The sequence below is a fragment of the Nanhaiella sioensis genome (assembly GCF_046557775.1).
Classification (GTDB): Bacteria; Bacillota; Bacilli; order Bacillales; family SM2101; genus Nanhaiella; species Nanhaiella sioensis.
Genome location: NZ_JBKAEG010000001.1, coordinates 1,014,434 through 1,026,260, shown reverse-complemented (window position 1 = coordinate 1,026,260; position 11,827 = coordinate 1,014,434). Strand labels below are relative to the sequence as shown.

Here is an 11,827-nt window from a genome sequence, read left to right as displayed (position 1 = left end):
AATTTAGGTCAAATTTTTATACTTTACTGGATAATATGTCCCTTAATATGGAAAGGATAACGATAGTAAGGGATGTGAGGTGAGTAAATTGTGGAAGTTTGGGAGGATTCTTTAAAAGTAATTATACGTATTATTACGATTCTTCCTTTAATGCTTGCTCTAGGACTTTTTATGGGGAAGCGATCAATAGGTGAGTTGCCAGTGTTTGATTTTCTTGTAGTTATCGTTTTTGGAGCTGTTGTTGGGGCAGATATTGCAGATCCAAAGATTGATCATATCCATACTGTGGTAGCGATGATCACAATCGCGATTCTTCAAAAAGCCATTGTGCTTTTTAAATTGAAAAATAGAAAGATTGGTAAGCTGTTGACCTTTGAGCCGACTATCGTTATATACAATGGTGAATTTCTCATGAAAAATATGAAAAAGATCCAATACTCAATCGATAACATATTACAAATGCTACGTGGAAAAGATGTATTTCATGTTGAAGATGTTGAAATTGCTATTGTTGAAGCAGATGGCAATTTATCTGTTAAAAAGGTCCCGATGAAGGAGCTAATTACGAACGAGGATTTCGGTATACATAAAGATGGGCATAATTATGAAATACCCGTTATTTTAGACGGTGAAATTCAATTAGATTTATTAAAATGGCTAAATAAAGATGAAGCATGGTTAAGAACAAAATTATTAGCTGAGAATATTACAGATCTAAATACTGTATTTTACTGTTCATTATCTCAAAATGATAAGCTCCAATTTTCTCTTAAAGTAGATGAACAAACAAATATCCCTCCAATTGACCATTAATAAAAGTTAACCTTTACTTCTTATTATAGAAAAACGAAGGATTACATGTTATAAAAATGATATGAATACTTAATGTGGTCAAATATGAGAGGAGTTACATAGCATTGTCTAATCAAAAGCAACTAGTTCTTGATATTGGAGGGGTTCTTGCTACAAATTTATCACCGTTTTTTTGGGAAGAACTATCTACAACATCAAAGATTCATTATGACAAACTAATAGAGTATAAAAATAGTGTGCGCACTGAGCTTTGGGCTGGGAAAATAACAGAGGATCAATTTTGGTCAGGTCTGTCCAAGAAACACCCTTCAATTGAAAAAGGAGTAGCCAAGCCTATGCTGTTATCTCATTTAAAATTACTCCCTGCTATACACCATATTGCTAAATGGAGTCAGTTTGCTGACATTCATATACTAAGCAACCATCGTATGGAGTGGATTGAGCCAATTTTAAAGGAGATAGAAAATGATGTTAAGAGCGTTACAGTATCTAGTGAAGTCGGTTATTGTAAGCCTCATAAAGACATATATACAACCATTCAAGCTAAGCTAGACAGTGAAAAAGAAACATTGTTTGTAGACGATCAAGAGCAAAACTTTGTAGAGGCTCGTACACTTGGATGGAAAACTTTACTTGCAGACGAACAAGGAAGTTGGATAAATCAAATAATGCCACTATTATTGTCAGCAAAATTTAGTTTAGGGATGTAATGATATAGTAATTTTTAATGAATTATTACCAATTATCTAGCCTACATATTAGCTCCATCATCTTATCTTGCAATTACTTTAATTTGATGGAGCAGTTTTTTGAAAATCTCTTAGTATATTTCCTCAATTTTAGCTCACTTAACAGTCATTCAAAAGTTGTAGTGACATATCATTCTTCCTCCCCATGATACATTGTAGAACCCTTTTGTACAATGGAATTAAGCTAAATGAATGAGCAGTTAATCCTGAACATAGTATTATTGAGCCAGTCAGAGTCACTTAGTATGCAAAAATGAAATTAGGAGCTGTTATGAATGAATCAACAACAACTACCAAACTGGGCATATAGATATTTGGAACGATTAAATTTGACACCACCTAGCACAGCTTCATATGAATTTTTAGAGCTGTTTTCAAAAAGGCATCTTTCTATTTTACCTTTTGAAAATGTTAGTAAATTAATTTATTCTACTAGGAACAACTCAAATGGTTACTACATTCCTTCTGTTGAAGAATATGTTGATAATCTATTTAAATATGATTTTGGTGGTACGTGTTTTGTACTCAATCCGTACGCTTTACAGCTGTTAACACTATTAGGATATGACTGTTATCATGTAAGGTTAGGAGAGAGTCATATAGCGATATTAGTACAATTACCTGACTTTCCTGACGAAAGACTATATTTAGATTTTGGATCAGCAGCACCTATTATGAAGCCAGTCCGATTTGAAAACATGCAAAATTCTTCATCGTTTGGTGCAGATGACATTCAACTCATACCAGATGATGAACAACAAGGTTTTTACCGATTTACACGTTTTCGTCATGGGAAATTTGTTAATAACCACTGGTCATTTAATCCTAACATTCGTAGTAAAGTAGGAGATTTTGATGAAGCGATTCACAAATCATATTCCAAAGATGCGGTGTTTATGACTCGACTTCGAGTAAATCTGTTTCAATTTGACAAGGGACGTACACTTTCATTAATCAACAATAAATTAACAATTACAACGTCCGATCATCAAGAAGTTGTACTAAAGTTAAAGGATACTGAGGAAGTCGAGAGTATCTTTTCTGAAGAGTTTATGTTACCCAATTTGCCTGTTAGAAAGGCTATCAATATATTAAGAGATTTAGGTACAGATATATTTCACGTGGAGAACAGCTAAGAGCTACTAAAAGATATTTCTAGTAGGTAGAGCTTGATGTTACTTACTGTTAGTTGAGGTGCCAAGATCGATATTTAAATAGTAAGCTTGGACAGTAACCTGTGTAAATAAGTCAGTAAAAACCTAAGAGTTAAATATATTCATAGTAAGGTGTTTTTGGATATATTTAGATATGAATGATTATATAAACAAGGATGAAAACAGATTTATATAAAAAATTTTAACCTGTTCAATATCAAAGAGTTGACAAACTCTATTACAATCCTTAGGAACTCAACATTAATTGATCTTTAAATATAATTTATTTAAAATAGTTCGCTTAACATAAAGTATACTATTTTTTGTAAGGTAATGGAAAATTTGTGATAATATTATAATGAGGATTTTTAGTGATGGTTTTAAGTATAGGCGCTTTTCGTAACTCTGTTGCTACAGTTCCTTAACTAAAAGATAAATATGTAGTTTTATTTAAAAGCTATCGTTTTATGAGCAAAGATGCTATCAAATCTAGTTGTATATGTGCTTATACCTTAGTACGAAAAACAACACTCAATGCGTAAACAGCCTAAGTAAAAGTTTGATTATGTGAAGGAGTGAAAAAATGACTAATTTAAGTCGCTGGGTAATTGCAGGTGTTTTACTTTTATTTGGAGTTTTATTGTTTACTGAAGGATTAAATTTATTGTCACTTGGAACAGATGTTGATGGAGACGGAGTTGGAGTATTTTTTTTAGGATTTGAAATAAATGATAGAGTAGCAGAAGATCGTATCCTCTCATTCGCAATTGGATTTTTTATATCGAGTTTAGTTGCTATCATCGTTGCTGTTGCATTTATTCTAACCAATTTGAAATATAGAAATAAAGCAAGTTAGGAATTAAAAGTATATAATCAAGATGGTGAATACTGAGAAAATACAAGCTTTTTAACTGCTTCTTTTATGGTATCTTATTTGAATTCAGCATTTCAACTCAACTCCTCTATTACTCTACTGTAAATTGGCTACTTTGATAGTTTACCTTTTGAACTTTCTGTATTACCAAATTAGAAGTCTAGAATTGCTACTTTTAATTTTATTATTGTATGATGGATCTATATTCCAATTTTTAAAGGTGTGATTGAATGAGCAAAAAATATCAAGAGATTATTTCTACAAGAGAAGAATTCGAATCTTTTCAACAGTTTATTGGCAAGCCAAGCCCAAGAGCTGCTAATAAAGTTATTTCATTTATCGACAGCCATTGTAGAGACTTTATTGATAAATCCCCATTTTTATCAATGGCAACTTCTAATTCAGAAGGACAATGTGACGTTTCACCAAGAGGAGATTCCCCAGGGTTTGTATCTGTTCTGGATGATCATCACTTGTTTATTCCTGAACGACCAGGAAATCGAAGAGTGGACTCTGCTAATAATATAATCACAAATCCAAATATAGGACTCTTATTTTTTATACCTGGATTAGGGGAGACGTTAAGAATAAACGGAAAAGCGTATATTTGTCGTGATCCTGAACTATTAGAAAATAGTAAAGTAAATGGTCGTGCTCCGTTATTTGGAATTTTAGTAGAAGTGCAGGAGTGCTATGCGCATTGTGCCAAAGCCTTTATTCGATCAAGTTTATGGAATCCCGAATCATGGTATGCTAAAGAGACACTTCCATCGGTTCCACAAATGTTGGTAGCTCACTCGAAGATACCAAATGCAACTTCTGAACAAGTAGCAAAAGAATTACAAGAAGGCTATAAAAATAGGCTCTATTGAATATTTCTTGCTAAATAAACAATAAAGCATATTTCTCAGATAAAAAGGTTGGGAGATAAGTAAGGTGATTAAATATTTTGATTAGTAACAGTTTGAAATGTCATTTAGAAGAAAAATACGGTGCATTTACACCTGTTCCTTTAACTGGTGGCTATACGAATGAAGTCTTGTTATTAAAAGGTTCTAACCCTCCCATAGTTATTAAAATAGGTAAGATATTCAATAAAGATATTTTTAATGAAGTGAAGTGTTTGGAATTAACTAGAGAAACAGATTTAACTCCAAGGCTATATGAATTAATGGAAACAGATGAAACGACATTTACAGTAATGGAATATCGACAAGGTGACAATGCTCAATCAATTTTCGATCAAAGTAATGTAACGATATCTGAGAATATTTATATTGAATTAGGTAAAACACTCGCTAAACATATACATTCCTTTAAATACGATTTTAATTCTTATGGAATAAAAGAAAGTCATGCCAATGATATTAATCTAAATCTAGCATTTGTACCTGAGGGTCTTATTAACAAATCTAAGGAACTATTAATGAACAAGAATGACTCAAAGGATGAGTGGGTATTGACTCATGGAGATTATGGAATACATAACGTATTATACAATTCAGACAGAGTACATACTGTATTAGATTGGGAGTGGTCAGAATGGGGAAATCCATTATCTGACTTAGCATGGGTATGTTGGTTCACTAAGTTACATTATCCTGAGCATGCAAATGTATTAAACAATCATTTTATTAATGAATATTTAAAATTTAATCCTATTCATTTACCCTCTAACACATTAAAAAGCTATTGTGTTAATAAAGTATGGAAAGTCCTTAATAGGATACATCATGCACCATTAGTAGTCCAACAAGAGTGGTGTAAACGTCTAGCATGGACCTTGGATACAGATATTTTTGATTTTATGGACGGCATAAAATAATGCACATTAATCTATATTATGAAAATGAGTTGATCTCATACTTTATAGTAAATGAAAAAAGAGAATTGAAGTTCAGTTGAATAGTATGATATACAATTGAATTAATAACAGTAGGAAATGAATTGAAATATACTCATTCATTTTGCGGTTCTAAAAACTTAAGATGAAGATCCCCCGTAACATTTGAGGTTTCCAGGGTTTACTGTGAAAAAGGTGATTATTTTCAATATCTTATGCCTGATCTCGAAGGGGGATCAAAAAAGTAATAATTAAGTAAATAAGTTATTTTTGAATTTTAGTGTAAATTTGAAATGTAACACCAAATTGATCCGTTACAACTCCGTAACAAGGACTAAAAGGGATTTTTTGCAATCGCATGTGAACAGTGCCACTTTCTTATAATGCATCAAAAATTTGCTTGGACTCTTCCACATCTGTTGATGTAATACATATTCTAACATGATTTCCCCTTTGATAAGGCTGACTTGGATCTGTATCTAAAAGCATTAGGATTGAGTCTCCGATTTTTAGGTAGCGTATCCAACCAAGCCTTTATCTTCATGTGACATAGCAAAATGGGTGTTTTTAAGCATTTCTCCTAAAGATTGGAGAGAAAGAATTTCAGCATTCAGTGCTTTTTGATTAAATTGTATGACTTCATTCCCATTTCCCTTCACCCTCAAATAAGGGCAAACGTGTATAGACATACATCTCTCAATTCCTTATGTAACTTTATTACTCTATTTATACTAATAGATAAGTCATGTTATAACATTTATTTCCATTTAGGATCGCTGTTAAGTTGCTTTCGTATTTATTGAGTACACAATGTAATGAAAGGGACTGCCTCGTTATATCCTAGTAACTTTAATATAGATTAACGATAAAGTAATTGTTTGACGAAAATATGAATGGTCTAGACGATATGTATTTAGCATGTGAAAATGTTAGAATTGGATAAAACAACTTATTGCATACAGGAGTGAGTTCTTTGGAAAAAACTGTTCTTGTCATCGATGACGATAAAGATATCGTAAGGCTTATTGTAGAAACATTAAAATATGAGCGGTTCAATACAGTTTTTGCTTACTCTGGTATAGAAGCAATGAAAATAATTGATAAAGAAAAAATTGACTTTGTTATTTTAGACATTATGATGCCAGAAATGGATGGTATTGAAGTATGTAAAAAAATACGCGATCAACATAACATGCCGATCTTATTACTTAGTGCAAAAGATCGTGATATTGATAAGATCGTTGGTCTTGAAGTAGGAGCAGATGATTATTTAACAAAACCTTTCAATGTACATGAACTAACTGCGCGGGTAAAGGCACACTTTCGGAAAATTGGAAGATTAAAACAAGAGTTATCAGAAAGTAATCCTACACACTCAATAGCTAAGACTCCACTTATGTTAAATGAAAATTCATATGAAGGATTTCTAGAAGGAAAGAGACTACAATTATCTTCTAAGGAATTTCAAATCTTATTATTCTTCACTCAACATCCAAACCAAGTGTTTAGTCGGGAACAGATTTATCAGCGTGTTTGGGGAGATGATTTTGGTGATTTAAACAATGTGACTGTACATATTAAAAATATTCGAAAAAAGCTTGGGAAAAATCATGACTATATAAAAACGATATGGGGCGTTGGCTATAAATATACTTTAGATGGTGTGAAGCTATGAAACTAAAATATCACATTCCATTATTGTTTTTAATATTTGGTATTGTATTCTTTTTTATCGTTTTATTGTACATTGAGCTCGATGTTAGAGATTCAATTACAAGTGATTTATCTACAAATAATGAACGCTTTATAGAAAAACATGAAGACATTGCCGAAGAAGTAGGAAAATTATATCCCGATCAACAAAAAATGACGACATATTTAAAGAATTTAGGAGAGAGAGAACAATTAACGATAAAACTGACAAACCCAGCATTTGAGCAAATTTTTTTTGAGTATGACGCCATAGAAAAAGAAATTTCTACAGGTGATAGGTGGTTACCTGTTAAAACACCAGATACGAATGAGGTCGTATTATTTTTGTCGTTAGAACGTAAGTTAGACGAAATAAATGAAGCAATTTTCCAAGTAGCCATCGATATTTTTATATTTGTTGTTCTTACACATCTTACCCTTTTCATATTATTAACACTGTATTTTCACGAGACAATTACAAACCCAATAACCAATTTAATAAACCGTTTTAAAATGGTTAGTTTACATAAACAGCTTCCAGCGGTACAACCTACTCGGAAAGATGAAATAGGTGAGCTCTATCATCGCTTTTATGAATTAGAAGCAAGACTTCATCGTGCATATCGAGAGCAAATTGATATGGTGTCGTCGATAGCACATGATTTAAAAACTCCATTAACATCAATTAATGGGTTTCTCCAGCTAGCTGTATCGCCATTACATCAAACAGCAAGCCAAAAAGAGGAATACATTAAATTAGCTCAAAAAAAAGCGTTGTATATGACAGAGTTAGTACAAGAGTTCTCAATCTTTTCTACTAATGAAATTGCTCTACAGGAAATGGACCGCTTTGACGTTCTAATTGGTCAGTTTTTTGAGTCAATAGGAGAAGAGTACGAAGCTGAGTTAGCTGGTTTAGATTATTCCTTTCATTGGGATCATGATTTTCACACCGACACATATTTTCTAGGAAATGAAAAGTTTCTTCGCAGATTGTTTGCAAATATTATAAGTAATTCAATTAAACATGCTTATAATAATGATCTAAAAATTACTATGAAAGGCACGATAGAAGAGTCATTAATTGTAATTAATATAGAAGATAATGGGGTAGGTGTTGCTGAAGGTGACATACCATACTTGTTTCAAAAATTTTACACAGTTGAAAAATCGAGACAACGTGAAAAGGGAGGCACAGGGTTAGGACTAGCGATTGCTAAGTCAATCGTAGAAAATCATGACGGTTTCATTTCAGCCTATCGCTCAAAAGGACTAGGTGGGTTAGGTATTAAAATACAACTACCTATCTCTCGTTTTCAACAATAAACGTTTTGTAATTAAAACGTTTATTTTTTTTTATTTTTATTTCATTTTATTTTTATTTTTCAATGCTAAATTAAGGACGAATGGATAATAAAGGAGGATTTCGATGAAGACAATTATAAATTTTCGTTGGGCAATGATTATTTTTTGGTTAATTGTATCTGCTTTATTAATAACAACGATGCCTAATTTAGATGATTTAGTTAGGGAAAAGGGGCAGCCCAAAATACCAGATGAATATTCATCAGTTGTGTCTAATCAATTACTAGATGACTTGAAGGGTACAACTACAAGTAAAGAAAATATAGACGTCGTCGCCGTCTTTCATGAAGATGAACCTCTTACACCAGCTCAGCTAAATAACATTGAGCAGGAAATAGCCAATTTACAGAACAAACAAGAGGAACTAGCGATCACTCATATCGCTACACATTTTAAAAACGAAGAATTATTAAATCAATTTGTTTCTGAAGATGGTACAACAGTAATGGCAGTTATCAGTGTAGACAAAGCTGGGAAAAAAGTGAGTGAAGTACGTGAAGAACTACAAAAGGAATTAATTGGTAGTGAGGTAAAGACTTATTTAACAGGTAACGAATTTATTAATGAAGATCAAATTCAGAATACAGGAGAAGGTGTTAAAAAAACCGAACTTTTTACAGTTATTTTTATTATCCTTGTATTAATTGTCGTATTTCGTTCTCCAATCACACCGATCATTTCATTATTAATCGTTGCTCTCACTTATATTTGCTCATTAAGTATTGTAGCGCATTTAGTTGATGCATTTGATTTCCCATTTTCAACAACTACACAGACATTTTTAATCTTAGTTTTATTCGGTATTGGTACGGACTATAATATTTTACTATTAAGCAGGTTTAAGGAAGAGCTAAGTAATAATCAAGAAATAACTGAAGCGATAGTCACCACATACAGAACAGCTGGTAAAACAGTTGCATATAGTGGTTTAGCTGTGTTTATTGGTTTTAGTATATTAGGTTTTGCTCAGTTTTCTGTTTTTCAATCCTCTGTCGCTGTAGCTGTGTCAGTTGCCACGTTATTAGTTGTGTTATACACAATGATGCCCTTTTTTATGAGTGTAATTGGTAAATTTATGTTCTGGCCAGTGCAAAAGCAGAAAGGGCATGGTGAAAGCAGACTGTGGTCTATATTAGGAAAGTTTTCAATGGCTCGTCCAATTATTTCAATTATTATTGTAGTTATGATTACAATCCCATTTTTACTATTGTCTAAAGGAGAGTTATCGTATAACAGTATAGATGAAGTAAGTGATACGTATGAATCAGTACAAGGCTTTAACATTCTTGCTGAAAAATTTTCACCTGGTAAAGCATTACCTACTACGGTTGTTATTGCTGCTGATGAAAGCTTAGATTCTAATGAAAAGTTAGCTCTCATCGATGATTTAACTGCATCCCTTATGAATATAGAGGGAGTGGAAACTGTATACGGACCAACAAGACCACAAGGAGAGAAAATAGCAGAGTTATATATTGAAGATCAAGTAGGTGAAGTGAACGAAGGTTTATCAACAGCTAACGATGGACTAATAGAAATTGCAGATGGATTATCAGGTACGAATGAGAATTTCTCATCACCAAAAGATTTTGCTGATTTAGATAGGCTCATAGATGGCACTGAAGAAGTTGCAAATAATATGAAGCAGCTAACAAATGCATTACAGCAAGTTAATAATGGCTCAGAAATTGGTGTACAAGGAGCAAGAGAACTAGCTAATGCTGTAGCAACTTTAGAAAATAACTTAACAAAGCTAGATACATCATTGGCAGGGTTACTTGCAAACTATGAACAGCTTCAAAGTGGGTATGGTTCATTTGCATATGAATACGGTAATTTGGAAAAGCAATTAGCATTCATTCAGTCAACAACAATTGAAATGCAAAGCTTAGTTACTCAAATAGAAAGTGCATACCCAGAAGTGGCATCTGACCCAAATATGTTGGCATTGAATACAGCCATTGATACATTAGCAGTACAGTCTACAGCTTTAACAGATGGTTTGATAGAGCTAAACAATCGATTTTCTTCGACTAATGATGTGTTTGTTCAAGCAAATGAAGGGCTTGAGCAAATCATAGCAGGACATAATCAATTAGTGACTGCTTCGAAAGAATTGACTCAAGCAGCTTCAGAGCTTGCTGATGGCTTAGAAATAGGCAGTCTAGGACAATTAGAAATTCTATTTAATATGGAAGGGATAGAAAATGGAATTTTAATGATCAATGATGGCCAGCAACAACTGAAGAATGAACTAGAGGAATTATCTTCTGGAATGAATGAATTAGAAAAAGGTCTCTCTAAAAGCTCAGAAGGGTTAAACGAAATTTCAGTAGGACTTCACGATGCAACCGACTATTTAGATGAGGTAACACAATCTGAAGGAACTTCTTCGTTCTTTGTTCCTGAAGAATTACTTGAAGGAGACTATCAGGATGTCCTAAATACGTATATGTCTGATGAAAGAAGTACGTTCAAATTGACAGTTGAGTTATCTGTAGATCCGTATTCAACAGAAGCAATTTCAGTCATTAATCAACTAAACTCTGTCATTGAAAGTGAACTTGTATCTTCCAATATAAAGGGTACAACGTATGCAATAGGTGGGATTTCTTCAATAAATAACGATTTAAATATGATGGCAAACGATGACTTTTCTCGCACAATTATTTTAATGTTAGTAGGAATTTTTGTCGTACTCGTCTTAATTATGAGGGCCTTTTGGATACCAATATTTATTATTGCATCTCTTATATTAAGTTATTATACAGCTCTATCAATGACTGATTTACTTTTTGTTCATGTTTTTGGATACAGTGGATTGTCTTGGACCATTCCATTCTTTTCATTCATTATGATCATTGCACTTGGAGTAGATTATAGTATTTTCCTAATGATGAGATTTAAAGAAAATATTGAACTTTCAACAATTGAAGCATTAGTAATTGCTAAAAAACAAATGGGTAAAGTCATTATTTCAGCTGCTACAATTTTATGTGGAACGTTTGCAGCAATGTATCCAGCAGGTGTGCTGTCGTTAACTCAAATGGCTACTGTAGTAATCATTGGTTTAACACTCCTGACTGTCATTATGCTACCTGTTTTTATACCAGCACTTATTTCTTTGCAAACGAAAATGAATAGGAATCATTTCACCAAAACTAATAGGTCTAAAAGTTTAACAGATTAATAACTATTTACATGTCATTTTTGTGAAAATACAAGTAGGTTAAATAAGTAACTAGAATCATACATTTAACGAAGATGCAAGAGGACATTCATCCTTTTAAAGAATACTGCAATTCATTAAAAGGATAGAATGTCCTTATACTTAACG

The 11,827-nt window shown here is 32.6% G+C and carries 10 protein-coding genes; 9 read left to right on the top strand and 1 reads right to left on the bottom strand.

Translation table 11 applies throughout. The features are described 5' to 3' along the window. The first annotated feature begins 90 nt into the window (after positions 1–90). From V1503_RS04745 to V1503_RS04720, 6 genes are all read left to right on the top strand, one after another. The gene (locus tag V1503_RS04745; RefSeq protein WP_214483405.1) at positions 91–813 is read left to right on the top strand and encodes a DUF421 domain-containing protein; all 723 of its coding nucleotides are present in this window, start codon (positions 91–93) and stop codon (positions 811–813) included. 104 nt (positions 814–917) lie between these two features. Continuing rightward, positions 918–1,523, top strand: coding sequence for an HAD-IA family hydrolase (locus V1503_RS04740; protein WP_410625212.1), 606 nt, complete (start codon positions 918–920; stop codon positions 1,521–1,523). 314 nt (positions 1,524–1,837) lie between these two features. After that, on the top strand, positions 1,838–2,698 hold the full coding sequence (locus tag V1503_RS04735; protein WP_410625210.1) for an arylamine N-acetyltransferase: 861 nt from the start codon (positions 1,838–1,840) through the stop codon (positions 2,696–2,698). 601 nt (positions 2,699–3,299) lie between these two features. Beyond that, on the top strand, positions 3,300–3,572 hold the full coding sequence (locus V1503_RS04730; protein ID WP_214483408.1) for a hypothetical protein: 273 nt from the start codon (positions 3,300–3,302) through the stop codon (positions 3,570–3,572). A 248-nt stretch (positions 3,573–3,820) separates the two neighbouring features. Continuing rightward, on the top strand, positions 3,821–4,462 hold the full coding sequence (locus V1503_RS04725) for a pyridoxamine 5'-phosphate oxidase family protein (protein ID WP_410625208.1): 642 nt from the start codon (positions 3,821–3,823) through the stop codon (positions 4,460–4,462). A 77-nt stretch (positions 4,463–4,539) separates the two neighbouring features. Continuing rightward, positions 4,540–5,415, top strand: coding sequence for a phosphotransferase family protein (locus V1503_RS04720; protein ID WP_410625206.1), 876 nt, complete (start codon positions 4,540–4,542; stop codon positions 5,413–5,415). Between the two features lie 527 nt (positions 5,416–5,942). Here the strand turns inward: V1503_RS04720 and V1503_RS04715 are convergent. Continuing rightward, positions 5,943–6,122, bottom strand: a complete 180-nt coding sequence (locus V1503_RS04715) for a VOC family protein (protein ID WP_410625204.1) — start codon at positions 6,120–6,122, stop codon at positions 5,943–5,945. 284 nt (positions 6,123–6,406) lie between these two features. Between V1503_RS04715 and V1503_RS04710 the strand changes: the two genes are divergently transcribed. The 3 genes from V1503_RS04710 to V1503_RS04700 all read left to right on the top strand — a co-directional run bounded on the left by V1503_RS04710 (position 6,407) and on the right by V1503_RS04700 (position 11,680). Then, positions 6,407–7,108, top strand: coding sequence for a response regulator transcription factor (locus tag V1503_RS04710; RefSeq protein WP_410625202.1), 702 nt, complete (start codon positions 6,407–6,409; stop codon positions 7,106–7,108). Further along, on the top strand, positions 7,105–8,451 hold the full coding sequence (locus tag V1503_RS04705) for a sensor histidine kinase (protein WP_410625200.1): 1,347 nt from the start codon (positions 7,105–7,107) through the stop codon (positions 8,449–8,451). Before V1503_RS04710 ends, V1503_RS04705 begins: the two co-directional genes overlap by 4 nt. A gap of 103 nt (positions 8,452–8,554) precedes the next feature. Next, entirely contained in the window at positions 8,555–11,680 is a 3,126-nt protein-coding gene (locus V1503_RS04700) for an MMPL family transporter (protein ID WP_410625198.1), read from the top strand. Positions 11,681–11,827: the final 147 nt, after the last annotated feature.

Excerpts from the sequence above, each read along its gene's own strand:
- V1503_RS04715 (WP_410625204.1), bottom strand. The coding sequence starts at position 6,122 with ATGTCTATACACGTTTGCCCTTATTTGAGGGTGAAGGGAAATGGGAAT.
- V1503_RS04735 (WP_410625210.1), top strand. The coding sequence starts at position 1,838 with ATGAATCAACAACAACTACCAAACTGGGCATATAGATATTTGGAACGA.
- V1503_RS04725 (WP_410625208.1), top strand. The coding sequence starts at position 3,821 with ATGAGCAAAAAATATCAAGAGATTATTTCTACAAGAGAAGAATTCGAA.
- V1503_RS04705 (WP_410625200.1), top strand. The coding sequence starts at position 7,105 with ATGAAACTAAAATATCACATTCCATTATTGTTTTTAATATTTGGTATT.
- V1503_RS04730 (WP_214483408.1), top strand. The coding sequence starts at position 3,300 with ATGACTAATTTAAGTCGCTGGGTAATTGCAGGTGTTTTACTTTTATTT.
- V1503_RS04700 (WP_410625198.1), top strand. The coding sequence starts at position 8,555 with ATGAAGACAATTATAAATTTTCGTTGGGCAATGATTATTTTTTGGTTA.